Below are 26146 nucleotides of genomic sequence, written 5' to 3'. Positions count from 1 at the left end.
GCCCAGCACGCACCCGTACGTCTGGTCCTCGTGCTCTTCGGGCCCGGGGGCGCCGGAGGTGAGGTCCCGCACGAGGCGTCCGGGCAGGCGGGTGGCGCCCACATCCAGGGGCAGCGAGAGCACCCCGGCGGACGGCGGAGCGTCCCCGGCCAGCAGCCGCGTCGCCTGCTCCACCAGGTCAGGGGCGTCGGCCTCGATCCGTTCCAGCGGGGCCAGCGAGGCGCGGCTGAGCAGGTGCACGGTGAACTGCGGCGCGGGCCTGGACAGATACTCCGGGGCGCGCTCGAACCAGCGCATGCTGCGCTCGCCCGCCGCCCTCAGCTCCCGGACGCCGGGCATACGCCGCCGCTCGTACTCCGCCAGAGCGGTCCCGATGTCGTCGTCGCGCCCCAGGGCCTGCCCGAGGAGGAACGAGTCCTCCAGCGCCAGACGCGTCCCGGAGCCCACCGAGTAGTGCGCGGTGTGCGCCGCGTCGCCGATCAGCACCACGTTCTCGTGTACGCACCGGTCGAGGTGGACGGTGGGGAAATGTGCCCAGCGCAGATCCTTGGCCTGCAGGGGCCTGTGGTCGAGGTGCTCCGCGAAGACCTGTGACCAGTGGCCGAGGTCCTGCTCCAGGTCCTCCCGCGTCTCCTGGCTTCCGCAGGGCACCTCGACCACGAACGTGCTGATGCCGTCGCCGTGCGGGTAGCCGTGGGCGATGACGAGGCCCGCCGCGGTCTCCTCGAAGATGAACGTCATGGCGTCGAACGCGGCGGTGGTGCCGAGCCACGCGAATCGCGACCGGCCGTATCCGACGCGCGCCCCCAGTGCCGATGCGAGAGCGGTCCGGGTCCGGCTGTGCGCGCCGTCGGCGGCGACCACGAGGTCGTAGCGGGAGCGGAGACCGTCGATCTCGACGGGCGACTCGTAGCGCAGCTCGACACCCGCGTGGAGCGCCTGCCCGGCGAGTTCGGAGAGCAGCTGTTGCCGGGACAGGGCCACGTACCCATGGCCCGAACTGCGGTGCCGTTGGCCGTGCGCCCGGACCTCGACGTCCTGCCAGGTCACCTGGGAGGAGAGGACGGCGCCGAGCGACGGCGTCATGAACTCGATCGTGCGAACCGCGACGTCGGAGAAGACCACGCCGTACCCGTACGTCACGTCCTTCGGCGACCGCTCGTGGACGACGACGTCCCAGTCGGGGCGGGCCTTCTTGATCTGGGTGGCGGCCAGCAGGCCCGCGGGGCCTGCCCCCACGCAGGCGACCGTCCTGCGCGTGCTGCCGGAGCGGGGGCCGGTCACAGGGCCGGGCCAACCTGTTCCGCGAGCACCCGGCGCAGGATCTTTCCCGCGGGGTTACGGGGGATCTCGGACACGGTCCGCGCCTCCTTCGGGAGTTTGTACGAGGAGAGCCGCCCGTGCAGGAAGACGAGGAGGGCGTCGGAGGAGAACGTGGCTCCCTCCTCGACGACGACGAAGGCAAGGGGGACCTCGCCCCACACGTCGTCGGGAACGCCGATCACCGCGGCGTCCGCCACCCCGTCGAAACCGGCGATGGCGTTCTCGATCTCGGCGGGGAAGACGTTCTGGCCGCCCCGCTTGATCACGTCCTTCTTGCGGTCCTTGAGATGGATGTAGCCGCTCGCGTCCATCCAGCCCAGATCGCCGGTGCGGACCCAGCCGTCGACGATGGTGCGGCTCGTCTCGGCCGCGTTGCCGACGTAGTGCGACATGCGCCCCACGGCCAGCACGCACACCTCGCCGATCTCGCCGACGGGCAGCGGACGGTTCTCCTCGTCGTGGATCTCGACGCGGATGCCGGGCACACTCCGTCCGCTGGACTCCAGCGGGATGCTGCCGTCCTTCTCCGTGGACGCGTCCGACAGCCAGGTGCAGAAGGTGCCGCCGGCCTCCGTCATGCCGTAGACGTTGCGGAAGCCGCAGCCGAAGGCGTGCCGGGCGTCCCGGAGCAGCTCGGGGCTCATAGGCGAGGCGCCGAACATGATCTCGCGCAGCGTGTTGGGGACCTTGGTGTCCTTTCCGACCGCCATCATCACGAACCGCAGCATCTGCGGCACCATCCATATGTGCGTGATGCCGCGTTCGGTGATCTGCCGCAGGACGGCCCGGGGCTGGAACTCGCGCATGACGTGCAGGGTGGCTCCAGCCGCGACGTAGTGGAGCGTCGCGGTGATGCTGCCGTGCGACAGCGCGTTGAGGTTGAGCAGGCGGACGCTGTCGTCCACGCGGGCCTGGGCGAGCCAGGACAGCGTCATCTGCCGCAGCGCGCCCGCCGTCTGGAGCACGCCCTTGGGCGTGCCGGTCGTGCCGGACGTCAGCAGCACCGCGAGCGGGTCGTCCAGGGTCGCGGCGAGCGGCGGCGGGGTCCGCCCGGCGACGAGCAGTTTCTGGAACTCCTCCGAGTCGAAGACGGTCGTCCGGTCCTCGGCGAGGCCGAGCTTCTCCACCGGGCGCTGTTCGCCCATGACGTGCCGGATCTCCATGCGCTCGGCGGCGTCGGCGAACTCCGTCGGCGACATGGCGTGGTTGACGGGGACGAAGGGCGCCCCCAGGTGCGCCAGGGCGAAGTAGCTCGCGATGACTTCGAGCCTGTTGCGCGAGTACACAGCGACGCGGTCACCGTGCCGGATGCCGTGCTCGCTCAGGTACGCCGCGATCGAATGCGCGGCCCCCCTGAGTTCGAGCCAGGTGAGGCTGCGGTCGCCCTCCACCACGGCGGGTGCGTCCCCGCGCTGCTGGCAGTGCTGGTCGAGAATCTCACTGAGCCACATGGGTCTCTCCGATGAGTCTGTGCGCCGCATCCGTCCGTCCGCGCGACAGGCGGTTCGACTCCGCCAGCTCGCCGAGGGCCGTTACGGCATCGTGGATGTCCATGTACGAGACGTAGAGGCTGTTGAAGCCGAAGCGGAGCAGCGTGGGTGGACGTACATCGCCGATCACGCCGCGCTCGGCCAGTTGGTCCATGAGCCGGGACGCGTCCGGGTGGCTCAACGTGACCTGGCTGCCGCGCCGTTCGTCCTCGCGGGGCGTGACCAGATCGAATCCGAGGCCGGCCAGGTGATCGTCGAAGCACTCGATGAAGAACCGGCCGAGCTGGACGTTCTTCGCCCGGATGTCCTCGATGGACACGCTGTCGAACATGTCCAGGGCCGCTTGGAGCGCCGACAGCGAGAGGATGTGCGGCGCGCCGATACGGAACCGCGACATGTCGTCGGCCGGACGGTAGTCGGGAGTCATCTCGAAGGGCGTGGCATGGCTGAGCCATCCGGTCAGGGGCGGGTCGGCGGCGGCGCGGTGCCGCTGGGCGACGTAGATGTACGCCGGGGCGCCGGGGCCCCCGGAGAGGTACTTGTAGCTGCAGCCGACCGCGAGGTCGACGCCGTCCGCGTCCAGCGACAGCGGCAGGGCCCCGGCGGCGTGGCACAGGTCCCACACGGTGACCGCGCCCGCCCGGTGGGCCCGCGCGGTCACCGCCGCCACGTCGAACGCCTCGCCCGTGCGGAAGTCGACCGGAGTGCCGAGGACGACGGCGACCTCGTCGCCGTACGCGTCCAGGGCGGCGCCGATGCCGCCCATGGGGGTCTGCCGGACCTCCAGCCCGAGGAGCCTGGCGACGGAGGAGGCGAGGTAGCGGTCCGTGGGGAAGCCGTCGCTGTCGGAGAGGACGACCGTGCGCTCCGGCCTGAGCCGGGCGGCCGTCGTCAGCGCGTTGAACAGCTGTACGGAGGTGGAGTCGCCGGTTACGGTCTGCCCCGCCGCGGCGCCGATCAGCCGGCCGATGCGGTCGCCCGTCCGCATGGGGGAGTCCAGCCACCCGTCGTCGGTCCAGCCCTTGATCAGGTGGTTGCGCCACTGCTGCCGCACGGTGCGGTCCAGGGCGTCCGGCACGCCGGCCGGCATGGCGCCGAGGGAGTTGCCGTCCAGGTACACGATGCCGGGCGGAAGCTCGAAGCGGTCACGAGCGGGTGCGAGGGGGTCGGCACGGTCCAGCCGCTCGGCGGCTGCTCGGCTCGTCATGTACGGGATCTCCGATCGGATCTTGGGTCGTCGTGTCGTGCGGGCGTCCGTGGACGCCCGCGCCGGGGACGCGGCGAGGCGGTCAGGCTTCGGGCCAGGTGCTGTAGCGCCGCCGTCCGTAGAGCAGGGGCTGGAGGTCCGGCACGGTGGTGACGCCGAAGACCTCGCCGAACACGATGACGTGGGTGTCGCCGTCGGCGGTCCTGGTGACCCGGCAGTCCGCGACGGCGTGCGCCTGCTGCAGGAGGTGGGGCCCGCCCCCGCCGGGCGACCACGGCACCCGGTCGAACCGGTCGGAGTCCCCGGAGCTGAACAGCGCGGCGGCGGACTCCGCCCTTCCGTGCAGCAGGTTCACGGCGAAGGCGCCGCTCTCCAACAGGGCGGCGAGCGTGGGGCTCTCCGAGCGCAGGCAGGCCAGGACCGTCGGCGGTGACACGCTGAGGCTGCACAGCGAGGAACAGGTCATGCCCCACGGCCGCCCTTCGCGGTCGTGCGTCGTGACGACGGAGACCCCGGTGGGGAACTCGGACATGAGGGTGCGGAACTCCTCGGGTGTCACGGGCTTGGGGGAGATGGTCGATATATCGGTCACGAAACGTTTCCTCTCGCTGGTGCGAGCCCAGAGGCCGCAACCGTGTCCAGCAGGCGGCGGTGTTCGGCGCGGTCGATGGTCAGCAGGGCGGGCCCGGTCAGGGCCGTGGTGGCCAGCGCCATGACGAGGAGGGCGAGGTAGAGCGTGCCGGTCAGCACCCCGGTGCTGTAGCCGATCTGGAGCACGATCAGCTCGGTGAGTCCGCGGGTGTTCATCAGCGTCCCGATCCGCAGGGCGTCGAAGTGCCCGTACTGGCCCAGGCGCGCACCGACGTACCCGCCCAGCGCCTTGCCGGCGGTTCCGAGCAGGATGGTGAGCGTGATCAGGACGACCGACGCGGAACCCAGGGCCTGGGTCAGTACGGTGATGCCACTGACCACGAAGAAGACGGGCACCAGCGCGCGTCCGACCTTGGTCACGCTCGCCACGGGGCGCTGCCACACCTGCCGGTGCCGGGTGGGGACGGCCAGCCCGGCGAGCACGGCTCCCACGATCGCGGTCATGCCGTGCTTCTCCATCGTGAAGGCGAGGGCGACGGCGAACAGGGCGACCAGGAGCGCGGCCGCCCTGGGGAACCGTGTACAGGCACGGGTACTGACGCGGGTCGCGAGCAGGGTGCGCACCGCCACCGCCACGAGTGTGCCCGCGGCGAGGACCCCGACCGCCCGCAGGAAGCCGCCGATGTCGCCGGAGCGCAGACCCACCGCCACGGGGAGCAACAGCCACGCCACGCAGTCGATCACGATCGCGGCGAGGAGCGCGGTGCGGCCCGTGGCGGTGTCCGCCATCCCCCGGTCGTCGAGGATCCGGGCCAGCACCGGAACCGCGGTGATGGACATGGACACCGCGACCACGAGCAGGAAGGAGGCCAGCGGGGCGCTGCCGCGGGCGGCCCGGTCGTCGGTGAGCAGCACCCAGCCCGCGAGCATCAGTCCCGCGGCGAACGCGGGCAGGAACGATCCGGCGATGACCCACCAGGTGGGCTTGGACCTGGAGCCGGCGGGACCCGGGTGGAGATGGCCGACCATCCCCACCATGAACAGAACGAGACCGGCCTCGGAGATCGTCTTGAGGTTGTCGAGGACGGCGTCGGGGATGAGTGTCCGAAAGGTCTCGGGTCCGAGCAGCCGGATGAGGACGGGGCCGATCAGCAGGCCCGCCACGATCTCGCCGATCACCTCGGGCTGGCGTGTGGTGCGAGCCACCAGCCGGCCCGCACGCACGACCAGCACCGCAGCACTGAGGACCGCGAGCAGATGAGCGGCTCGAAGCAGTAGTTCTGGGGCTGTCACGAGGGTTCCTGTCGGTGTCGGGAGGAGGCCGGCCGCCCGGGCCGCGCAGGGCCCGGGCGGCCTGAGGCCTACTTGCCGTGCAGCTGACGCAGGTAGTCGTAGGTGCTGGGCAGGGTCCTCAACAGTTCGTCCTCGCGCTTCTTGACCTCGGCGAACGCGGCCTCGGCGGTGGCGATCGACTCTGGGCGGTGGGCGAGCGCGGGCATGGAGTGGTCGGGCAGGACATCGAGGCCCGCGAACACGCAGTAGTAGTTCGCGTTGCTCCAGAAGTTGCGGAACTCCGCCTCGAAGTTGCCGTAGTAGTTGCTCTCGTCCGTGATCGGCAGGTTCACACCGAGGCCGGACTTGTAGAGCCCGACCTTCTCCTTGAAGCCCTCGGCGAGCTCCAGCTCCTTGCAGGCGCGCCAGAACGGCGTGTCGTTGCGCGGGGCGAAGCTGAAGTGGGCCTGGACGAAGTCCCGCGTGTCGTCGAACATCGTCTCGATCTCGCCGTTGAAGCGGTTGGTCAGGGCGGGGTCGAAGCGCTTGTCGGGGAAGTTCTTCACGAGCTGGAAGAGGGCCGCGTAGACGAAGTAGATGCCGGTGGACTCCAGCGGCTCCAGGAAGCACGAGGCCAGGCCGATGCCGACGCAGTTCTTGACCCAGGCGCGGCGGTTGCGGCCGACGCGGAACTTGACGTGGTTGAGGGGCTGCGTCTCGGGGTCGAGGCCCCACATGCGGCAGAACTCCTCGGTGGCCTCGTCCTGTGTGGCGAACCGACTGGAGTAGACGTAGCCGGTGCCGAAGCGGCCGAGCATGGGGATCTTCCAGGTCCAGCCGGACGACATCGCGATCGAGGAGGTGAACGGCTCGATGCCGTTGGCCTCGTCGTCGTGGGGCACCTGCGTGGCGACCGCACGGTCGTTGAGCAGGTGGTCGCTCATGTCCAGGAACGGTTCCTTCATCGTCTGGTTGATGAGCAGACTGCGGAAACCGGAGCAGTCGACGAAGAGGTCGGCCTCCAGCGTGAGACCGCCCTCGGTCCTGATGGAGGTGATGTGGCCGCGCTGGTCTATCTCCGCCCCGACGAACTTGTCCTCGATGTGGACGGCGCCCTGCCTCTCAGTGGAGAAGCGCCGCAGAAAGTTGGCGACCAGGTTGGCGTCGAAGTGCCAGGCGTAGCTGGCCCACTTGGTCCCGTCGAGATAGCGCGGGGAGAGCTTCTGGTCGAAGACCGCCGGCTGCGGGTAGCAGGAGCGGTCGAACGGCTCCTCGGTCAGCCCGTTGAGCCGCTTGTGCGTCCAGTAGTGCGAGAGCGGCAGGTTGTCGTGCTCGGGCAGGAGGCCGAAGAGGTGGTCGAAGTGGTCCTTGCCCTTGCCGTGCGGGCGGCCATCGGACTGACCTGCGCCGGGCGTCCGCCAGTTGACGAATCGGATGCCCATCTTGAAGCTGGCGTTGCACTCCGGCATCCACTCCTCCTCGCTCAGCCCGAGGAAGTCGAAGAACACCTTCTGCAGGTTGGCGATGGTGGCCTCGCCGACGCCGATCCTGGGAATCGCCGGTGCCTCCAGCACCGTGATCTTCACGGTGTCGCCCAGCGCGCGTCCCAGGTAGGCGGCGGACATCCAGCCCGCGGTACCGCCTCCGAGCACGACGATGCTCTTGATCCGGTTGTCATTGGTCATGGCTGTGTTAACCCCAAGGTGATTGGTTGCAGGGAGTGGTGCGGAAGGTGCGTGATCACGCAGCCGTCAGTCCTAGCCGACGGAAGACGGCCCCACCGAGAGCCGTGGCGGGATCGTCGAGGTCGAAGGTGATGTCGAAGTGGTTGCGGTGGGAGACGACCAGGTCCCGGACCTCGGGTGAGCGAGGGACCACCGCCGCCACCAGTTCGTCGTGCTGACGGCGGAACTCGTCGGTCTCGGCTCCGCCACGGGCCACCACGAGCGGCGGGAGGCGGTCGGGCAGCCGGTGGAGCGGGCTCATCAGGCGCGCGGTCTCCGCCGTGAGGCCGAGGGGTTCGTTGACGTAGGTGAGTCTGAGCGGTTCCAGGTCGTAGACCCCACTCAGCAGGACGGCGCCCGCGAAGGCGTCCGCAGGGTGACGGCCGCCCGGTCTCCAGTCGTCCAGCAGGGACATGAGCACCAGATGGGCGCCCGCGGAGCTGCCGCTCAGGAGGATGCGGCGTCTGTCCACACCCAGCTCGGCGGCGTGCGTGACCAGCCACTCGAGTCCGCGGCGCACCTGGGCAACGATGTCCTCCAACCGGTACGCCGGAGCCAGACCGTAGTCGAGGGCGGCGAAGGCGGCGCCCGCGGGCACGGTCCTGCGCGCCGGGAAGGACGAGTCCTCCTTGCTCAGCTCCTGCCAGTAGCCACCGTGGACGAACACGAGCAGGGGGGCGTCGGGCTCGGAGGCGGGGAAGAAGTCCAGCGTCTCGCACGTCTCGGTTCCGTACGGGAGCCAGGCGCGGACGGTGAGCTCGTCCCTGGTCCGCTTGCTGAGCGCGGCGTACTCGTCCAGGAATACCCTGATGTCGGTGACGCAGGAACTGGGGGAGTACTGCGTGTCCAGCGGTCTCTGGGCGTACGCTCCGTAGACGAGCGTATCCGGTCCGCCTTCCTTCAACATCAGAACTCCGTTCGTACGGACCACAGTTCGGGGAAGAAGCGGTGCTCGGCGACCCGGCGGAGCCATTCCACGCCCAGCGTGCCGCCCGTTCCGGGCTTGTGGCCCATGATCCGTTCGACGGTCAGCAGATGCGTGGTGCGCCAGCGGGAGTACTGGTAGTTCAGCTCGGAGAGGGCTTCGGCGAGGGCGTGGAGCTGGGGGTCCGTCCCGGGGGACCGGTAGATGGCGCCCCACGCTTCCTCCACGAGCGCGTTCGGCTCGTACGGTTCGGCGTACTCCACGGGGACGCACTTCTCGGGGATGCGTCCCCTGCGGTGCAGCAGGGACAACGTCGCGTCGTACAGACCCGGCGCCTCCAGGACCGATGTGACCTGCTCGTACAGCCACGGAACGGCCCGGTAGGCCTCGGCCAGACGGCGCGACTTGTTGCCGAGGGAGAACTCCAACTGCCGGTACATGTACGACTGGAAGCCCGACGCGGCCCCCAATTCGTTCCTGAAGTTGGCGAACTCCTTGGGGGTCAGCGTGCTGACCGGCTCCCAGCAGGCGACGAGCACGCGCTGGATGTGCTCGATCCTGCGGAGATACCGCAGGGAATCGTCGATCCTGTCGTCGAACAGCAGGTCACGAACCCGGTTGATCTCGGTGAACAGCAGCTTGAACAGCAGCTCCTGGACCTGGCCCGTGATGTAGAAGGTCAGCTCCGCCGGCTCTTCGGTGCGCGGGTGCTGCAGGCTCAGGAGCGCGTCCACGCTGTGGTAGTCGATGTACGGCGTGCTGTCCTCGTTGACACGGCCCACGCTGAAGTCCAGGACCGGCTCGCCGTTGGTCTGTTCGGACTGGGCGCGCCGCTCCTCCTCGGTCATCGCGCGGTACGCGCGGGGCCCTTGTGTAACTCCATCGGTTGCCATGCGTGATGAACTCCAGTCATGCCTGGTGACCCCTGGAGCGATGTCTGCCACGGGCCACTTTGGATGGGTGTGGGGCGCATTACTCTGCGGTGGGGTAGGCGAGTTGGCCAAATATCCCCTGAAGCAACCGCGATACAGATGCGGACCCTACGGGACGCAATTTTCCTGCGTCAAGAGGGTTAGTGACGGCGTCGTGCTGCCCCTTTGACCGGGCTATTGCCCTTTGGGTAAATGCGGCGCACGCTAAGCGGAACCATCTACATCCATATTTCTTGGTGACCGAAAATATTCGGATCGCGGCTCCGGTTTGGCTGATTCTGATGCCCCTGCTCTTCTATGCGGGGGTGGCGTGAATGGGTTCATGGAGCGTTCCGGCCCCGAAGTGCCGGGAGGATCCGTCGGCTCACGCATAGTTGGTGACCGCATGGCCCTGGGTTCAATGGTGGCTCCGGTTTGGCTAATTCTGGCGCCTCCGTGCTCCTTTGCCGGAGTGGCGCGCATGGCCATATGTGGCGTTCTGGCCGGTGAAGTGGCGTGAGGATCCGTCGGCTCGCGGGCAGTTGGCGGCCGAGCGACCCTGGGCGGGAACCAGGACAACTGCTATCCTGAGTGTCGTGAAGATGTCGTTGACGGTTGAGTGGACCATCCATGTGTGCCTCACACTGGCGTGCGCACCACCTGGGGAGTCCGTGCATGCCGGCGCGCTGGCGGAGTTCCACGGACTGCCGAAGCCCTACCTCACGAAGCAGCTCCAAGCCCTCGTGAGATCCGGAGTCCTGCGTTCCTCTCCAGGGGTGCGAGGCGGCTTCTCTCTGGCGCGCCCCAGCGCCGAGATCACGCTGATGGACATCGTCGCGGCAGTGGAGGGCCGAGCCGAGCTCTTCCAGTGCGTAGAGATCCGGAAAAGCGGTGTGATCGCCGAGTCCGGTCTGAGTAACATGAATCTTCCGTGCATCGTTCAGGTCGAGATGGCAAAGGCTGAAATGGTCTGGCGAAAGGCCTTGGCGGCACAGACCATTGAGGATCTCGCCAAGCGTCTGGAAAAGGGTGCGCCACACGTGGTGGATGTCACCCGCAAGTGGATCGCAGCGATCTGAGCCCAGACGCCCCGTCCTCTACTCTTTCCCGGGATACCTCCGGCGTTGGGTGCTTCGTCGCGCACCTCTCGCAAGTGAGCACCCTCGGCATGCACTATCGGAATACAGGCAGAAGGGTGCCATGACCAGCAGCGCGACTGCTTCGTTGAATGCAGATTCATTAAAGCCCCGATCTCCAGGTCTCGCTGTTGCCATCGTTCTGGTAGCCGCGTTCCTCGTCCTCGCCGACACGTCCATCGTGAACGTGGCGGCACCCGTCCTGCAGAGCGATCTGGGCGCCAGCTTCGCCCAGACCCAGTGGGTGGTGGCCGTCTACCAGCTCACCTACGCGGTGCTGCTGGTCACCGGAGGCCGCCTCGGCGACCTGTACGGCCGCAGGCGGCTGTTCGTGATCGGCCTCGTCGGCTTCGTGATCACCTCGGCCGCGTGCGGATTCGCGAACAGCGCCCCCATGCTCATCGCGGCGCGGGCGCTCCAGGGTGCGACGGCCGCCCTCATGTACCCGCAGACGCTCGCCGTCATCCAGGTCGTGGTTCCCCCCGAGCGTCGCCCCAAGGCGTTCGCCGCCCTCGGTATGGTCATCAGCGGCGCCACCATCGCGGGCCCGATGATCTCCGGTGTCCTCATCGAACTGGACCTCTTCGGCAGCAGCTGGCGGCCGGCGTTCCTGCTGAACCTCCCCATCGGCCTGCTCGGTGTGCTCGCCGCGATGCGGTACCTGCCCGAGTCGCGTTCGGAGCAGGCCCGCAAGCTCGACATTCCGTCGGTCCTGCTGATCACCGCCGCGCTCGCGTGCCTCATCTACCCCCTGATCGAGGGCCACGAGCGCGACTGGCCCTGGTGGTCCTTCGGCCTGATGGTCCTGTCCATCCCGCTGTTCGCCGCCTTCCACCTCCGGTGCACCAAGGTGCACCGGGAGACACAGTCGGCTCTCGTGCCTCCGTCCCTGTGGCGTGACCGGGCGTTCACCGTGGGGCTGGTGATGTACGTGCTGGCCTACTCGGCCATCGCGTCGTTCTTCCTCTATCAGTCGTTGATGCTTCAGTTCGCCTACGGGTACAGTGCGTTGGCGGTCGCGGCGATCATGAGCCCCTTCGCGATCGGCTCGATGGTCGGCTACTACTCCTCAACTCCCTTCGCCAAGAAGACGAGTGGGCGGGTGGCCGTCACCGTGGGCGCGCTGATCTGGGCGATCGGCATCGCCGCGGTGGGTGCCACGACACTGCTGGCCGGAAACGGACTTCAGGGCTGGCACTTCGTTCCTGGTTTCGTGGTCGCCGGCTTCGGCCTCGGCATCGCCCTGGCCCCTCTGCTCGGAGTGGTTCTGGGCTCGGTGCGCAGCTCGGACGCCGGTTCCGCGTCCGGCACGCTGAGCACCGGCCAACAGGTCGGCGCGGTCCTGGGCGTAGCACTGATCGGCGCCGTCTTCTTCGGTACGCTCGGCAGCGCCGGCGAGAGTTCGGCGGAACAGCGGGCCGACACGGTGCGCGCCGCCGTCTCAGCGAGTGCGGGCGCCGAACAGGCGGATCGGCTCACGGAGGAGTTCTCGGCCTGCGTGATCGCTCAGGGCAAGGGAGACGAGGCCTCGGCCGAACCGTGCCGCGCGCTGGTCACCGGATCCGACAGCACCGTGAAGACGCAACTCGTGGAGGCCAAGCGCCACGACTACCGGATGGCCTACGCGGTGAGCACCTTCGTGCTCGCGGCCGCGGTCGCCCTGGTCGCCCTCGGCGTCAGGTTCCTCCCGCGCCCCGCCCCCAAGTCGTGAACCCCGAGCCGTGAGCTCGTAACGGCCAGAAGGGACTTCTCAGCATGACCGAAACGGTACTGCAGTTGCTGGAGAGCCGAGGCGCGCTCTCCTCGCTCACCTTCGTGGAGGAGGACCGCAGACTCTCCCTCGACGGCCTGTTGGCCGAATCCCGCGTGACCGCGGGCGGGCTGTTATCCCTGGGCGTCGCCCCGGGCGACCGCATCGCCTTCATCATGCAGAACGGCAGCGGCTTCCTCAAAGTGCTCTTCGGCGCCCAGTACGCCCACGCGGTGCCCCTGTCCATCGCCCTGCCCTTCGGGTACGGAGGGGTGGACGGGTACGTCGAGTACGTCCGCGCCATCCTCGACGACGCCGACGTCCGCGTCCTCGTCGTGGACCCGGATCTGGCGCGGGTACGGCGCGCCCTGGAGGCCGCGCTGCCCCAGGTCTCCGTCGTGTCGGCCGACTCCTTGGACGTGACGGCGGACGCCGGCGCGGTACCTCCCGGATCCGGCACCACCGAACAGCTGGCGTACATTCAGTACACCTCCGGCAGCACGTCCCGGCCGAAGGGAGTGGCACTCACCCACGCCAACATCATCGCCGGGCTCCACGCCCTGGCCACCCCCTCCGGCACGACCAGCGAGGACCGCTGGGGCCTGTGGGTGCCGCTCTTCCACGACATGGGCATGTTCTGTCTGCTGACCGCGCTGTCCGCGGGAGCCGATGTGGTGTTGTGGCGGCCGCGGGGCGGCATCAGGCGCCCCCTGGACTGGCTGCGCCGCTTCGCCGCCGAGGGGTGCACCCACACGGCCGCGCCCAACTTCTTCGTCGACGCCCTGGTCGAGGCCGTCAAGGCGCAGGAGGCACCACTGGAGCCGGCCGACCTGTCGAAGTGGCGGGTCTGGTGCAACGGCGCCGAGCCGGTCAACGCGCGCTCCCTCGCGGAGTTCGAGAAGTCCTTCCGCCCCTGGGGCTTCAACCCGCAGTCCATGTGCCCGGTATACGGCATGGCGGAGGCGACGCTCACCGTGACCTTCCCGCCGCTGGGCCGCGAGCCCGTGGTGCGCTGGGTCGACCGCGACGCCCTCGCCGACGGGCGTTTCGTCCCCTCGGGAGAAGGAGCAGGTGCGCGCGCACTCGTCGGAGTGGGCCGTCCCGTGCCCGGCATCGACGTTCGGATCTGCGGGGACGAAGGCCCCCTGCCCGAGGGTGAGCCGGGGGAGATCGAGATTTCGGGCCCTCCCGTGATGCAGGGGTACTACCGCAGGGAGCCCGGGGACGAGCGCTCGGCGGACGGCTGGTGCCGCACCGGTGACATGGGCGTGATCGCGGACGGCGAGCTGTTCATCTTCGGGCGCAAGAAGGACATGATCATCGTCCGCGGCGTCAACTACTACGCGGAGGACACCGAGGCGGTCATTCGTGACCTGCCCGGAGTGTTCCGCAAGCGGTGCGCCGCCGTTCCCGAAGAGGATCACATGGCGCTCGTGGTGGAGACCGCCCTGGAGACCGAGGAAGAGTGTGCCGCGCTCGTGGCCGAGTGCCACCGGCAGATCCGCTCCCGGATGGGGCTCGACAAGGTCACGGTCTACCTCGCCCCCACACGCTTTCTGCCGCAGACGAGCAGCGGCAAGGTGCAGCGTAACAAGTTGCGTTCGTCTCTCGGCGAGCTCGTCGCCGACGGTTCCACCGGGCCCGGTGGCCAGGCGTGACCATGTCCGCGGAACGAAGAACCGAAAGGAGCACGAAGGTGGGGACCACAGTTCCAGTCGACGTCGAGGCGTCCGTCCGCGACGCTCTCGTGGCCGAGCTGGATATCGAGGCCGACTCCGTGGCGGGGGACGCCGAACTCTCCCTGCTTCCCGGCATGGAATCCGTCAAGCTTCTGCGTATCGTCAGCGCGCTGGAGGAGGTCCACGGCGTGGCCCTCGACGATGACGCGCTGTTCTCCATCGATACCGTGGACGATCTGGTACGGGTCCTGCGGGGCGGGACGGCCGCCGGCGAGACCGCGGCGGAGTCCGGGCCGTGAGCGGAAGAACGGGGGCCCCGGCCGTCGCCGAGCCGCGGGGCACGGCCGGGTGGATCGACGCACTGCACCGAATCGTACCCACACCCGACCGGTACGTGCGCTTCGACACCGAGCGCGACAGCGCCCTCGCCATCATGCGGTGTTCGCCCGACGTCCTCGACCAGCTGATGCGGGCGGGACTGCGGCACCGTACCGAAGGCGGCCGGGTGCTGTTCGACGACAGCGACATCCGCAACGTCGCCGCGGCGTCCGGATCGGGCGGTTCGGTGCTGGAGCTGGTGCAGCGCTATCTGTTCCGGTTCGCGGTCTCCAAACCGGCGGAGTGGATCGACGAACGCGCCTGGGCGATACGGAACCTGGGTGCCTGCCCCGGCGTCACGGACTGCCGGGAACCCTGGGAGTTCGCACCACTGGCCGCGGAGGACTTCGCGGGGCGCTCACGTGACGAGCGCACCGTGACCGACGGCGCGGTGGACGCGTCCGGCGCCAGCGTCGACGGGTACCCGCCGCTGGCGGAGTTCAGCGCCACCGTGCGGACCGTCGGTGCCGTACGGACGGTCCGCGACCAGCTGGTGCGCGACGCCTTCCACGAGTCGCTCGACGAGATGCGCACCGGCCGGATGTACTACCAGGCGATGCCGCCGGCCCTGCGCAACGACCCGGTGGCGGCCCGCGCGAACGGCACGGCGAACTGCATCAGCGTCAGCCTCCACCTGGAGCGGGTCTTCACCGAGGCCGGTCTGGAGGCCCGCAGCCGCAAGGGCTACCTGATGGGCATCCTCGGCAGCGATCACTCCTGGGTGGAGGTCCGCGAGGACGGGGAGTGGAAGGTCGTCGACCCCGTGTTCGCGCTGCTCGGCCTCCGGCAGGGAGCCTCGGAGGAGTTCGTCGAGTTCTGTCTCGGCTCGGTGTCCAACCGGCTGGTCCCCTGCGACTGCCCCGCGGATCTGGAGACCGTACGTCACACCCACCGGCAGTCACCGGCCCCGACACGCAACGTGGTGCTGGTCAAACCCCTCAAGGAGATCCCGTCATGAACGGCCGCGAATTCCTGGCCCAGTGCATATCCGCGCCCGCGATCCTCGACTCCCTGGCGGACGACGAGGACCTGCGGGAAGCGGGGCTGAACTCGGGCGAGATCGTCCTGGTGGTGATGCGCTTGGAGGAAGGCATCGGCAGGGCGCTCGACGACGACGAGATCGCCTCGGTCACCACGATCGCGAGCATCGACGCCCTCCTGCGCGGGGCCGATCCGTCGGCCGCGTCCGCACAGGACGCGGCGTAACCTCCGGGAACACGACGGTGGCGGCGGGGGCGGTCATGGCGGCGGCCGTCGCGGGAAGCGGCGGCCCGCCCCGGGGAACGGTCATCGGATTCGTCCGTGACGACGAGGGCGCGCCACATGCCCTGCACGAGGCGGAGCGCCGGTTGATGACGGCGTTGCCCGCCGCGCGCCGGGACGACTTCCGGCTGGGCAGGGCGGCGGCCGCGCGCTGCCTGACCCGGCTGGGTACACCAGGACCCGTGCTGGCAGACGGAAGGCTGCCGCGGTTCCCCGACGGCGTCACCGGCTCGATCAGCCACCGTGACGGCACGGCGGTGTGCCTCGCTGCCGCGGGCCCGCGGATCCGCGCGGTCGGGGTGGACCTGGAACTCGCGGACGCACTGCCCCTGGCCGCGGCCCGGCTCGTGTGCACGGAGCGTGAGCGCGACTGGCTGGACGGCCGGCCGGGCGACGCCGCTCACCGGCTGACCGCGCTGTTCTCCCTGAAGGAGTCGTTGTACAAGGCGCTCTGCGTGCTGCGCGTGACCGTCCGCGGTGTCAAGGAGGTCGAGTGCCCGGTGGGCCTCCTCGGAGGGCTCCCGGTCACCGGGCGCTTCACCCGGCGCTTCACCGTACGCGGAGTCCGGTTCGAGGCCGGCGGCGTGCGCTCCTCACGATCCGTACTGACCTGGGCAGTTGCCCGCACCTGATGTTAAGGACGTCTCATGCGCAGCTACCACCGGCTCCTGGACAGGATCGTCGCGGACGAAGCCAGCCCCCCCGCCGTCGTCGAGGCTCTCCGCCTGCCCGGCCTCGACGGATGGGCGGACGGCCGTGTCTGGGGCACCTGGGACGTGGACCCGGTCATGGTGGGGCCCGGGGGGATGTTCGGCGGCTACCTGGCGGCCGTCGCGGACAGCTTCTCCGGTATCTGCATGTACACCGTTCTCGAAGACGGTCAGTGGCTGGCCACACGAGAACTGACCATGCGTTTCCTGCTGCCGGTGACCGGCGGCCGCGTCCGTACCGAGTCGGCTGTCGTACGGACGCAGGGCCGACGTGTGTGGGTGGACACCGTGTTCACCACCGAGGACGGCCTGAAGGTCTGCACGGCGCAGGCCGTGCAGGTCGTCATACCCGCGAAGAAGCCCGTCGATGAGGCCCGGCTGCCGGCACACCCTCCGGCTCGGGCGCTGCCGTAGCACCCGCCCGGAGCGCCATCCCCGACCATCCCGCCCGACCGTACCGTTTGGAGATCCCCCCATGTCCGTACGATCCAGTGAGGCCCTTCGTATCGGCGAGCTGTTCGACATGGGTGCCGAGCAGCACCCGAACAGCCACATGACCCTCGACCACACGCTGCGCATGTTCCCCGAGTCCGGGACCAGGATCACCTACCGGCGGCTCGCCGACCACGTCGCTGAGATATCCGCGCGCCTCACCGCGGCGGACGTCCGGGTCGGCGAACACGTCGTGCTGTTCGCCTCCAACACCTTCGACCTGGTGCTCACCGCCTGCGCGCTGGCACGCGCCGGAGCCGTGCCCGTGCTGCTCTCCCCGCGGCTGGACGGCGACGTGGTGGCGCAATTGCTCACCAAGTTCGACGAGCCACCGCTCCTCCTCACCGACGCCGATACCCTGGGCGGCGCCTTGGACGGCATCGACCTGTCCGGGGCGACGCGCCGGGTACTGCTGATCAGCGGTGAGGCCGAGGGCCACACCTGCCTGGAGGAGTTCGCCGGCGCACCGCTCCGGGCGCCGGTGCGCACGGAGGCCGACGCCCCCAGCCTGGTGACCCACACCTCCGGAACCACCGGCCTGCCCAAGCTTGTGCAGCAGTCGGCCAGCAGCCTGTGGTGGCACCTCAAGCCCCAGCTGAAGACCGCCAAGATCATGCGAGCCAGGGAGACCCGCGCCGTCTGCGTCTCCCTGGTGCACGCCAGGATGTGGCCCCTGCTGTACATCGTCATCTCCCGCGGTCAGCACACCGTGGTGCTGACCGACCCGGAGCCGAAGAAGGTCGCCGACCTCTTCAGCGAAACCCGGCCGGGCCTGCTGGAGGCGCACCCCAACTGCTTCATCCAGTGGGAGAAGCTGGCCGACGACCCGCGCGCCCCGCTCGCCAGCATCCGCTACTTCATCAACACCTTCGACGCCATGCACCCGCGGACGATGCGCATCCTGCTGGGCGCGAGCAAGCGCAAAATGCCGGTGTACATCCAGGGGTACGGGCAGTCCGAGACCGGCCCGATCTGCCTGCGCCCCTACACCCGCAAACTGCTCGAGTCCGCCGACGGCCGCTGCCTCGGGCACACCTTCAGGGGCATCACCGAGGTGAAGATCGGCGAACCGCTGGCGGACGCCCCGGGATCCGAGAAGGTCGGCCCCATCCTCGTCCGCACGCACGGCCACTCCCTGGGCATCATCGGCGGGGCCGAGCAGTTCGCCGAGCGCTTCGCCGGTGGCTGGTGGCGCATGGGCGACCTGGGCTACCGCAGCAAGTGGGGCTGTGTTCACCTGCTGGACCGCGAGATCGACCACATCGACGGCGTGGCCAGCAGCCTGCGGGTCGAGGACACGCTGATGGAGCGGTTGCCGCAACTGACGGAGATGGTCCTGGTGGGCGACGAGGAGGGGCGCCCCATCCCGGTCGTCTCGACCCACGACAACGAGCCTCTCGACACCAGGGCTTGGGAGCGAGCGGTGGCCGATCTGCCCGCGATGGCCGCACCGCTGCACTGCCGCTGGAACGCGATCCCCATGACCTCCACCTGGAAGGTACGGCGACAGGCCCTGAGCACCATGGTGACCGAGGGCACACTGCCCCTCGTGGGCCCCGCGGCCAAGGTCTGACCAGGGCCATCGAGATGACCACCGAGACGTCTGCCACCGCTCCCGCGGCCGCGCACGCCGCACCCGGCATCGACCTCTTCTCCCAGGAGTTCGCCGCCGACCCGTTCCCGGTCTACGCCCAGCTGCGCCGCTCCGCGCCGGTCCACTACGACCCGGCCACGAAACTGTGGCTGGTCAGCCGGGACGAGGACATCCGCCAGGTGCTCCTGGAGCCGGCCACCTACCGCAACGACAACGCGCTCGGCTCGGTCGTGCCGCTGCGCTTGCCGGCGCTGCGGATCCTGGACAGGGCAGGGTTCAAGACCCTGCCGCCCGCGCTGTTCAACAACAGCGGGGACACCCATCCGGTGCTGCGCGGGGCCGTTCTCAGGCTGTTCAGCGCACAGCAGGTACGCGCCGCCCTGCCGATGGTCGAACGGATCACCCATGAGGAACTCGACCTCATGGCGGAGGCGCTGGACACGACCGGGCACCACGACTTCGCCCAGGGCCCGGCTCGGAGGATCCCGGTCCGGGTCATGCTGGAGATGCTGGGCGTCCCCGAGGAGGCGCGTGCCGACATCACGACGGTCGCCGACTGGACGGACGCGTTCATCACCCTGTTCTGGGGACGAACGGACAAGGACCGGCAGCGGGAGCTGGCACTCCAGGTCGCCGACTTCTACCGATGGCTCAGCGAGCTGGCCACGCGCAGCGACGCCCCCGACGACTCCCTCCTCGGCGCCCTCGCACGGGTCCGGATGCCCGACGGCTCCCCGGTGCCCCCCGAGGTCGCCGTAGCCGTCTGCTCCAATCTGATGGTCGCGGGTCATGTGACGACCTCCCAGATGATCAGTACGGCGGTCTACCGAGCCCTGGAGAGCGACGGCCAGTGGCGTGCGCTGGCGCAGGACCCCGGTCTGGCCGGGGGATGGACCGAGGAGACCCTGCGCCGGGAGCCGTCCCTGACCGCCTGGCGCCGGGTCACGAGCCGAGCCACCACTCTGGGCGGGGTCGATCTCCCGGAGGGCGCGGAGATCCTCCTCATGTTCACCAGCGCGGGCACCGACCCCGACGCCTACGAGGAGCCGGAGCGGATCTGCCCGATGCGCAAGGCCGGGCGCGGGCACCTCGGGTTCGGTCTCGGCCGTCACCGCTGTCCGGGCGGGGAACTCGCGCGGGTGGAGGGCCGGGTGGTGCTGAGTGCGGCGGCGGCACGTTTCCCGGACCTGCGGCTCGCCACGCGGGAACGCCCACCCTTCCTCGAACTGGTCTCGTTCCGCGCCCCCACGCGTCTGGAAGTGACGCGCACCCTCTCCCGTACCCAGGGAACCCCGTACGCAGCGAAAGGCAGCACAGCACCATGAAATCGGTGGAACCCGAGGTCTCCGTGATCGCCAGGCCCGCCCTCGACCTCGAGGAGATCGCCTCCTACCTTCAGGAGATCGGAGGCGAGGAGTGGCTCGCCCGGCTCGACCAGGGCCGGCTCGATGGCGAGCTGAATGACGCGCAGACCCTGGCGGAGGTCGCGGGCCGCATGTGCTACCGGTCGTGGGAGCCCGGACTCAACCCCAACGTGAAGCGCGTCCGCACCGACCAGGCCGCCTACCTGCGCAACATCCTGTCGAGCGCACACGGTTCGGTTCTGGAACACGTCAACTTCACGTTCGTACTGAAGGACGTGAGCCGGGTCCTCACCCATGAGCTGGTCCGGCACCGGGTCGGGACCGCGGTCTCCCAGGAGTCGCTGCGCTTCGTCCGGCTGCAGGAGATTCCCTTCTGGCTGCCCGACTGGGCCCAGGAGGACCCGGAGCTCATGCAGCGGGCGAGCGAGATGCTCACCGAGCTCGAACGGTTCCAGTCCTGGATGGCCGACCACTTCGGGCTGGACGACGAGGGTGTCGCCTTCGGGGAGAAGAAGCACAAGACCTCGTTCATGAGGCGCTTCGCCCCGGAGGGCGTGGGGACGAGCCTTGTCTGGACCGCGAACATCCGGACGCTCCGGCACACGGTCGAATCGCGGACCGCGCCCGGCGCCGAGGAGGAGATCCGCCTGGTCTTCCACAAGGTCGGGGAGCTGATGCAGGCGGAAGCCCCGGCACTGTTCAGCGACTACGAGGTACAGGAGGGGGCCTGGGTGCCGGAGTGGCGGAGAGTCTGATCACGCCGCCCCGCAGCGCCGGTCCCGTACACCGATCACTTGGAAGGTGCCGTGAAACGAGAGATCACCACCCCGGTCGGGATACGCCACGCCCGCATCCTCGGGGTGGGCGCCTACAGGCCCCGGCGCGTCGTGGGCAACGATGAGGTATGCCGGTACATCGAGTCGACGGACGAGTGGATACGCCAGCGGACCGGCATCGTGAACCGCCGCTGGGCCGAGCCTGACGAGACCCTGGAGGCGATGGGCAGCGAGGCGGCGGACAAGGCCATGGCCGCGGCCGGGACCGACCCCGCGCAGATCGACTGCGTCATCGTGGCCACGTTCACCCATCTGATGCAGACACCGGCCGTCGCGGCGCGGATCGCTCACCGCACGGGCGCCACCCGCGCGGCGGCGTTCGACGTCTCGGCGGGGTGCGCGGGCTTCGTGCACGGTGTGGCGCTCGCCGCCGACGCCGTCCGGGCCCGCGGCGGCCACGTCCTGGTGGTGGGCGCGGAACGCATGACCGACCTGCTGAACCTCCACGACCGCTCGACCGCCTTCATCTTCGGCGACGGCGCGGGGGCCGTGGTCATCGGGCCTTCGGAGACTCCCGGAATCGGCCCGGTGGTCTGGGGTGCGGACGGCTCCCAGGCGGACGTCATCAGCCAGACGGAACCGTGGACCGCCCTCAGGGACGCGCCCGACAGCGAGTTCCCCTCGCTGCGCCAGGAGGGCCAGAGTGTCTTTCGGTGGGCGGTCTACCAGATGCCGGAGGTGGCGCTGCGAGCGGTGCGTGCGGCCGGCCTCGGGGTCGAGGACCTGGATGTCTTCATCCCCCACCAGGCCAATGCCCGTGTCATCGACGCCATGGCGTCCCGCATCGGTTTCCCTCCGGCGGTGATCGTCAGCAAGGACATCGTCGACAACGGGAACACCTCGGGTGCGTCGATCCCGCTGGCCATGGAGGCGGTGCTCGGGTCCGGTGCTGCCAGGAGCGGCGACACGGCGCTGCTGCTCGGATACGGAGCGGGCCTGTCCTACGCCGGGTGCGTCGTGACTCTGCCCTGATGAACGGCGGTGCCGTGAGGAAACTCCGAGGAGGGGATGCCTGTCGTGTCTTCGAAGTGCCCCGCATCGTCCGACGTGGGGGTGATCGGTGGGGGGACTGTCCGCTCTGTCCGCCACCCAGGCGCAGCCGGCGGAGCGATTCCGGGCGCACCGTCACTCTGCTGACGGCGAGCGGGGCTGTCGGCGGAATCCGCGGCGCGTTCGGGCGGCTCGGACAGGAACGTGCCGCGCTGCTCGGTTGAAACCGATTCCTGAGTGCTGTCGGCCATGAGGGCCGGGAGGGCGGAGACCGGGTGGCGCGTCGGCGTGTGCCGTCTCGCCGCTCCCGGTGAGCTACGGCGTGCCGGCGAGCCGGTCCATCACGTCGTGGATCTGCTGCGGGGTCAGCGGAGCGGCCGGAAGCGGCCCTTGCGCTGCTCGCGTGCTCAGTCCGTCGAGCAGGAAGGCGACTTGGCGGCGCCAGGCGTCGGGCGCGGTGTCCGCGACCGCGCGAGCGAGCAGGGCGTTGGTGCCGAAGAAGAGCAGCAGGTCCTGGCCGGTGAAGTCCGGGCGGATGGCGCCGGCCCGCTGGGCTCGCCCGATGATCCGGGTGGCGGCGTCCTGTGCCTGGCCGCAGATCGCCATCAGGCACGCGGCAGCAGGGAAGCGTCCGCTGACGACGTCGGCGACCGCGGGATCGGTGGCCTGCAGTTCGCAGACCTTCTCGACGTAGTACGCGAACCCCTCCCCGGCTTCATCGAGGGACAGGGCGTGCTCGGCGGCTTCGCCGAGACGGTGTGCGGCCAGGTCGGCCACCACCTCGTCGATGAGGGCCTCGCGTGTGCCGAAGAGGTTGTAGAGAGTGCCGTGACTGACGCCGGCCCGGCGGGCGATCTCTTTCAGGGGCACTTTGAGGCCGCGCTCCTGGAAGAGCTCGGCGGCGGCTGTCCGCAGTTTCTCCGCGTTCCGTTGCGCGTCGGCCCGCATCAGGTCGTCCCTCCTGCCTCTGGCACCGCGGCCTCCGTGGTCGCATCCCCACCAGACTAACTTGACTACCTGGTCAACTTACCTGCTACCGTCCACGTATAAGTTGACCCCAGGGTCAAGAAAGCCGTGCGAGGAGCAGTCCCATGTCCAGAGTGATCGCCGTTCTCGGTGCCGGTACCGGTCTGGGGGCGTCCGTTGCCCGCCGTTTCGGGCGCGAGGGTTTCCGGGTCGCGTTGGTGGCCCGCCGCAAGGACCGGCTGGGTGCCCTCGTCGAGGCCCTCGCCGGTGAAGGCATCGAGGCGGTCGCGTTCTCCGCCGATCTTTCCGAGCCGGCCGAGGTGCCGACTCTCGTCGAGGCGATCCGTGAGCGCTTCGGCCGGATCGACGTGGTCGAGTACGGGCCGATCAGCGGCGATCAAGGCTTCACCCCGGCCGCCGAGCTGGACGCGGCCACCCTGGAGCGTCTGATTCCGCTGCTGCTCCTCACCCCGGTCGAGGTGGTCCGGGCTGTGCTGCCGGAGTGGACCGAGCGCGGCGAGGGCGCCTTCCTGCTGGCTCAGGGCTACTCAGCGGCGCAGCCCATGCCCCACCTCAGCGGCCTGGGCCCGGTGATGTCCGCCACCCGTAACTACCTGTACTCCCTCAATGCCGAGCTGGCCGACACGGGCGTCTACGTCGGCGCCCTGACCATCGCGTCGCTGATCGCCCGCAGTGAGGTGTCCGCCGCGGCCCGAGCCGCCTTCGAGGCGGCCGACGGCCCGCAGTTCCCGGTCGCGGACCCCGACGACCTCGCCGAGCACTACTGGAACATGTACATCGAGCGCGACCGCGTCGAGCGGTTCCACCCCGAGACGATGACTCCCCGGGCCACGGTTTAGGGCCTGTCGTCAGACCGCCGCCTGCCGGGCGGCCTCCGGCACGCGCGCTCGCCGCGCTGAGCGGACGTTCCGGACAGGGGGCGGGCGAGGACGGTTCGGGTGAGCCATCGCCGTATCTCGGACGGATGCCCGCACTGTTCTGCCGGCGGCAGAACACCCGTCGGTCCGGGCTCGACGATCACTACAGTCCGGTCTCATGACGACGATGACGACGGCGCGCACGGTCGAGTATCCGGCCGACGGTTTGACGATGATCGGGCACCTCGCGCTCCCGCCCGGTGTCGACCGCCGGCCTGCCGTGCTGATCGGACCGGAGGGCATGGGGCTCAGCGACGTCGAGCGCCGCCGGGCCGACGCTCTCGCCGGGCTGGGATATGTGGCGCTGGCCTTCGACCTCCACGGCGGACGCTATTTGGGCGACCCCGAGGAGATGCTGGCCCGTTGCCTGCCCCTGCTCGCCGATCCCGACCGGATGCGGGGCATCGGCCGTGCGGCGCTCGACGTGTTGCGCTCCGAACCGCGGACCGACCCCGACCGGATCGCCGCCGTCGGCTACGGCACCGGGGGTGCCGTCGGGCTGGAACTCGGGCGCGGCGGCGTCAGCCTGCGCGCGATCGGGACAGTCAACGCAACTACCACGGGCCGCCCGGGCGAGGCGGCGCGCATTCGCTGCCCGGTGTGGGCCGGGGTCGGGTCGGAGGACCCGATCATGCCGCCCGCGCAACGGGACGCGTTCACCGCTGAGATGCGGGACGCGGGCGTCGACTGGCGCCTCACGGTCTACGGCGGCGCCTTGCACGCCTTCCACCACCCGCCGGTCGCCCACCGCGTGGTCCCCGGCGTCGGCTACCACCCACGGCACGCACGGCGAGCCTGGCGCGACGTCGTCGACCTGCTCACCGAGTGCCTGCCCGTGACGGAGGATCCGGGGGCATGACCCCGTCGAACACGACGGCGCCAGGTCTGGCCGACGTCGGGCACGGACAGCCCCCACCCGTCGAGCCCGCACCGCAGAACCGGGGTCAGCGGTCGCCGCCGTGGAAGACGCAGCCGACCGTTGCGCCGCTGCCCATACTGACCACCCCCACGGCCGGATCGGCGCTGCCTCGTACGAAACCTCCCGCGTAGCCGTCGTCCTCGGCGCCGCGCGCGCCCAGGTAGACGCCCCAGTTGAGGAAGAGATCCCGCACGCCGCCGGCGCTGTCGGGAAAGGGCTCGGCGGAGGGACGCACACGGCGCTGGAGCACGAAGGGGCCGTTCATCGCCGAGGTGACCCTGCTTTCCCACTCGGCCGGGTCCACCGTCCAGCCGGCGGTGATTCCGTTGCCGCCGTGCAGCAGTGTCGGCTTCAGGATCAGCTCGTGCTGGTGACCCAGGGCGTGGGCGAGCAGGTCGACCCGGGTGCCGCCAGGGTCCGTGGCGTGCGGGCGCACATACCGCGTCCATGGCAGGAGCCGGTCGAGGCACGCCAGTTCGGCGGCATCGTACAGGTCACGGTGCTCCTCGTCGGAGAGCATCGCAAGCGTGCCCTTGTTGCCGTACAGCTCGGCGTCCAGACGGCTGAACAGGCCCAGCCTGCCTTGCTCGACCGCGGTCAGCAGGGGCTCCAGCAGGGCCGCCGCGGTGGGGTCGGTGAGGTCTTCGGGCAGGAAGTACCGGAAGACGACGTCGATGGTTCGGCCCGAGGCCGTCGGACGACCGTTCGGGTACGTGATCTCGCCGAGGTCGCACGCGATCCCCTCGACCCCGAAGTCGGCCAGCTTCTCGGCGAACACCCGCAGTCGAGGTCCCACGACGGCGAAGTTCTCCACCGTGTCCACCACGGCGACGACGGGCGCCCGGTCGGTGGGGATGTTCGCGGCGCACTCGGCGTACATGGTCCGCACCATGTGGCCCAGCGTGTCCTCGTAGCGGAGTCCGTGCCGCCGTACGAACTCATCGAGCGGTGGATAGGCCAGCATCGCCCGGTTGATGTCCGCGTTCTCGAAGCCGCCGAGCGCGCTGGTGATATTGAATTCGAGAAGTTTGAACCCCGCACCGTCGTGATAGAGGTCGGCCCGCCCCAGCGGGAGGAGTGACCCGGTCCGGGCGCTCCGCGTGATCAGCGCCGATTGCGACGGGTCCAGGCCGACCGCCGCGGCCAGTGCGGTGATGCTTCCGCCGAACCGGCGCTCCGGCAGCGAACGCAGCAACCCGTAGACGGTGTGGAGGTCTCCCACGAGGGTGCGGAGCTCGTTCTCGCCGAGGAAGGCGGGGCCGTTCAGGAACCGGTCCTGGTACGCCAGCTTCAGGGTGGCGGACTCCAGCGCGGCGGCCGTGGGGTGGCCCGTCGACCCGTTCCGCGCGAGTTGCTCCCCGTACGCGAGGCCCAACCGCGACCTGGGTGGCGTGCGCGGACTCGTGGTCGTCATGGGGTGTCCCTTTCCGGAATGGACCGTGTGTTGGGTACGGTCCCGTGTTCGGTGCGGTGCCGTGTTGCGTACGGTCCCGTGTTCGGTACGGTGCCGGCGTCCCGCGGCGCGCCGGACGGCTGCCCGCTCAGTCCGTTCCCGTCGTTCGCGGAGCCGGGTCGGCGCGGGTGATCCACTTGCGGCGGGCGCCCACGAGGAGCCCCATCGCGACCACCGCCATGACGACCGCGCCGCCGCCGAACACGGCGCGGGTGCCGACCTCGGCGGCGACGAT

Annotated in this window: 24 protein-coding genes; 14 read left to right on the top strand and 10 right to left on the bottom strand. The window is 69.7% G+C overall.

The window, feature by feature from the left end; translation table 11 throughout:
• The 8 genes from CR470_RS19110 to CR470_RS19075 form a co-directional block, all read right to left on the bottom strand.
• A partial coding sequence (locus CR470_RS19110; RefSeq protein ID WP_179892312.1) for an FAD-dependent monooxygenase occupies positions 1–1239 on the bottom strand: 1239 nt, incomplete at its 3' end.
• A gap of 41 nt (positions 1240–1280) precedes the next feature.
• The gene (locus tag CR470_RS19105; protein ID WP_179892311.1) at positions 1281–2774 is read right to left on the bottom strand and encodes a class I adenylate-forming enzyme family protein; all 1494 of its coding nucleotides are present in this window, start codon (positions 2772–2774) and stop codon (positions 1281–1283) included.
• On the bottom strand, positions 2761–4020 hold the full coding sequence (gene kynU, locus CR470_RS19100) for a kynureninase (RefSeq protein WP_097868792.1): 1260 nt from the start codon (positions 4018–4020) through the stop codon (positions 2761–2763). Before kynU ends, CR470_RS19105 begins: the two co-directional genes overlap by 14 nt.
• An 82-nt stretch (positions 4021–4102) precedes the next feature.
• Positions 4103–4612 carry a flavin reductase family protein gene (locus CR470_RS19095; protein WP_257138808.1) on the bottom strand — a complete coding sequence of 170 codons (510 nt, stop codon included), beginning with the start codon at positions 4610–4612 and terminating at the stop codon, positions 4103–4105.
• Complete coding sequence (locus CR470_RS19090; protein ID WP_097868791.1) at positions 4609–5904, bottom strand: cation:proton antiporter; 1296 nt, start codon at positions 5902–5904, stop codon at positions 4609–4611. The genes CR470_RS19095 and CR470_RS19090 overlap by 4 nt, the downstream gene beginning before the upstream one ends.
• A 68-nt stretch (positions 5905–5972) precedes the next feature.
• Positions 5973–7568 (bottom strand): tryptophan halogenase family protein, encoded by a 1596-nt coding sequence (locus CR470_RS19085; RefSeq protein ID WP_097868790.1) that lies wholly within the window; start codon positions 7566–7568, stop codon positions 5973–5975.
• A 55-nt stretch (positions 7569–7623) separates the two neighbouring features.
• Positions 7624–8514, bottom strand: coding sequence for an alpha/beta hydrolase (locus CR470_RS19080; RefSeq protein ID WP_097868789.1), 891 nt, complete (start codon positions 8512–8514; stop codon positions 7624–7626).
• Positions 8514–9425, bottom strand: coding sequence for a tryptophan 2,3-dioxygenase (locus CR470_RS19075; RefSeq protein WP_257138807.1), 912 nt, complete (start codon positions 9423–9425; stop codon positions 8514–8516). The genes CR470_RS19080 and CR470_RS19075 overlap by 1 nt, the downstream gene beginning before the upstream one ends.
• A 620-nt stretch (positions 9426–10045) precedes the next feature.
• Between CR470_RS19075 and CR470_RS19070 the strand changes: the two genes are divergently transcribed.
• From CR470_RS19070 to CR470_RS19015, 12 genes are all read left to right on the top strand, one after another.
• Positions 10046–10522: an RrF2 family transcriptional regulator gene (locus CR470_RS19070; RefSeq protein ID WP_097868787.1), complete on the top strand. Its 477-nt coding sequence runs from the start codon at positions 10046–10048 to the stop codon at positions 10520–10522.
• A 121-nt stretch (positions 10523–10643) separates the two neighbouring features.
• Positions 10644–12290, top strand: a complete 1647-nt coding sequence (locus CR470_RS19065; RefSeq protein ID WP_179892310.1) for an MFS transporter — start codon at positions 10644–10646, stop codon at positions 12288–12290.
• A 44-nt stretch (positions 12291–12334) separates the two neighbouring features.
• A complete protein-coding gene (locus CR470_RS19060) occupies positions 12335–13987 on the top strand; it encodes an AMP-binding protein (RefSeq protein WP_097868785.1) in 1653 nt (550 codons plus the stop codon).
• A 38-nt stretch (positions 13988–14025) separates the two neighbouring features.
• Entirely contained in the window at positions 14026–14307 is a 282-nt protein-coding gene (locus CR470_RS19055; protein WP_179892309.1) for an acyl carrier protein, read from the top strand.
• Positions 14304–15344: a hypothetical protein gene (locus tag CR470_RS19050; protein ID WP_097868783.1), complete on the top strand. Its 1041-nt coding sequence runs from the start codon at positions 14304–14306 to the stop codon at positions 15342–15344. The genes CR470_RS19055 and CR470_RS19050 overlap by 4 nt, the downstream gene beginning before the upstream one ends.
• Positions 15341–15592 (top strand): acyl carrier protein, encoded by a 252-nt coding sequence (locus tag CR470_RS19045; RefSeq protein ID WP_097868782.1) that lies wholly within the window; start codon positions 15341–15343, stop codon positions 15590–15592. Before CR470_RS19050 ends, CR470_RS19045 begins: the two co-directional genes overlap by 4 nt.
• Positions 15593–15609: 17 nt before the next feature.
• The gene (locus CR470_RS19040; protein ID WP_097868781.1) at positions 15610–16281 is read left to right on the top strand and encodes a 4'-phosphopantetheinyl transferase family protein; all 672 of its coding nucleotides are present in this window, start codon (positions 15610–15612) and stop codon (positions 16279–16281) included.
• 15 nt (positions 16282–16296) lie between these two features.
• Entirely contained in the window at positions 16297–16773 is a 477-nt protein-coding gene (locus CR470_RS19035) for a PaaI family thioesterase (protein ID WP_097868780.1), read from the top strand.
• Positions 16774–16834: 61 nt separating this feature from the next.
• Positions 16835–18424, top strand: a complete 1590-nt coding sequence (locus tag CR470_RS19030) for a class I adenylate-forming enzyme family protein (RefSeq protein WP_179892308.1) — start codon at positions 16835–16837, stop codon at positions 18422–18424.
• Positions 18425–18438: 14 nt separating this feature from the next.
• Positions 18439–19770 (top strand): cytochrome P450, encoded by a 1332-nt coding sequence (locus tag CR470_RS19025; RefSeq protein ID WP_097868778.1) that lies wholly within the window; start codon positions 18439–18441, stop codon positions 19768–19770.
• Entirely contained in the window at positions 19767–20564 is a 798-nt protein-coding gene (gene thyX / locus CR470_RS19020) for an FAD-dependent thymidylate synthase (RefSeq protein WP_097868777.1), read from the top strand. The genes CR470_RS19025 and thyX overlap by 4 nt, the downstream gene beginning before the upstream one ends.
• Before the next feature lie 51 nt (positions 20565–20615).
• Positions 20616–21617 (top strand): beta-ketoacyl-ACP synthase III, encoded by a 1002-nt coding sequence (locus CR470_RS19015; RefSeq protein WP_097868776.1) that lies wholly within the window; start codon positions 20616–20618, stop codon positions 21615–21617.
• Between the two features lie 333 nt (positions 21618–21950).
• Here the strand turns inward: CR470_RS19015 and CR470_RS19010 are convergent, their stop codons facing one another.
• The gene (locus CR470_RS19010; protein ID WP_097868775.1) at positions 21951–22583 is read right to left on the bottom strand and encodes a TetR/AcrR family transcriptional regulator; all 633 of its coding nucleotides are present in this window, start codon (positions 22581–22583) and stop codon (positions 21951–21953) included.
• Between the two features lie 143 nt (positions 22584–22726).
• Here CR470_RS19010 and CR470_RS19005 point away from each other — a divergent pair, with 143 nt between their 5' ends.
• Both CR470_RS19005 and CR470_RS19000 read left to right on the top strand, forming a co-directional pair.
• Entirely contained in the window at positions 22727–23461 is a 735-nt protein-coding gene (locus tag CR470_RS19005) for an SDR family NAD(P)-dependent oxidoreductase (protein ID WP_097868774.1), read from the top strand.
• Between the two features lie 196 nt (positions 23462–23657).
• Entirely contained in the window at positions 23658–24398 is a 741-nt protein-coding gene (locus CR470_RS19000; RefSeq protein WP_097868773.1) for a dienelactone hydrolase family protein, read from the top strand.
• Between the two features lie 85 nt (positions 24399–24483).
• On the opposite strand, the gene CR470_RS18995 is transcribed toward CR470_RS19000, so the two are convergent.
• Complete coding sequence (locus CR470_RS18995) at positions 24484–25872, bottom strand: hypothetical protein (protein ID WP_097868772.1); 1389 nt, start codon at positions 25870–25872, stop codon at positions 24484–24486.
• Between the last annotated feature and the right edge of the window lie 274 nt (positions 25873–26146).

This window comes from Streptomyces sp. rh34, assembly GCF_002551245.1.
Lineage (GTDB): Bacteria > Actinomycetota > Actinomycetes > Streptomycetales > Streptomycetaceae > Streptomyces.
The sequence above is the reverse complement of the archived record's forward strand: the minus strand, read 5'-3'. Positions and strand labels throughout refer to the sequence as shown.

Coding starts and splice junctions, on each gene's coding strand:
- CR470_RS19080 (WP_097868789.1), bottom strand. CDS start 8,514: ATGTTGAAGGAAGGCGGACCGGATACGCTCGTCTACGGAGCGTACGCC.
- CR470_RS19065 (WP_179892310.1), top strand. CDS start 10,644: ATGACCAGCAGCGCGACTGCTTCGTTGAATGCAGATTCATTAAAGCCC.
- CR470_RS19105 (WP_179892311.1), bottom strand. CDS start 2,774: ATGTGGCTCAGTGAGATTCTCGACCAGCACTGCCAGCAGCGCGGGGAC.
- CR470_RS19075 (WP_257138807.1), bottom strand. CDS start 9,425: ATGGCAACCGATGGAGTTACACAAGGGCCCCGCGCGTACCGCGCGATG.
- CR470_RS19030 (WP_179892308.1), top strand. CDS start 16,835: ATGTCCGTACGATCCAGTGAGGCCCTTCGTATCGGCGAGCTGTTCGAC.
- thyX (WP_097868777.1), top strand. CDS start 19,767: ATGAAATCGGTGGAACCCGAGGTCTCCGTGATCGCCAGGCCCGCCCTC.
- CR470_RS19060 (WP_097868785.1), top strand. CDS start 12,335: ATGACCGAAACGGTACTGCAGTTGCTGGAGAGCCGAGGCGCGCTCTCC.
- CR470_RS19035 (WP_097868780.1), top strand. CDS start 16,297: ATGCGCAGCTACCACCGGCTCCTGGACAGGATCGTCGCGGACGAAGCC.
- CR470_RS18995 (WP_097868772.1), bottom strand. CDS start 25,872: ATGACGACCACGAGTCCGCGCACGCCACCCAGGTCGCGGTTGGGCCTC.
- CR470_RS19005 (WP_097868774.1), top strand. CDS start 22,727: ATGTCCAGAGTGATCGCCGTTCTCGGTGCCGGTACCGGTCTGGGGGCG.
- CR470_RS19070 (WP_097868787.1), top strand. CDS start 10,046: ATGTCGTTGACGGTTGAGTGGACCATCCATGTGTGCCTCACACTGGCG.
- CR470_RS19045 (WP_097868782.1), top strand. CDS start 15,341: ATGAACGGCCGCGAATTCCTGGCCCAGTGCATATCCGCGCCCGCGATC.
- kynU (WP_097868792.1), bottom strand. CDS start 4,020: ATGACGAGCCGAGCAGCCGCCGAGCGGCTGGACCGTGCCGACCCCCTC.
- CR470_RS19025 (WP_097868778.1), top strand. CDS start 18,439: ATGACCACCGAGACGTCTGCCACCGCTCCCGCGGCCGCGCACGCCGCA.
- CR470_RS19010 (WP_097868775.1), bottom strand. CDS start 22,583: ATGCGGGCCGACGCGCAACGGAACGCGGAGAAACTGCGGACAGCCGCC.
- CR470_RS19000 (WP_097868773.1), top strand. CDS start 23,658: ATGACGACGATGACGACGGCGCGCACGGTCGAGTATCCGGCCGACGGT.
- CR470_RS19085 (WP_097868790.1), bottom strand. CDS start 7,568: ATGACCAATGACAACCGGATCAAGAGCATCGTCGTGCTCGGAGGCGGT.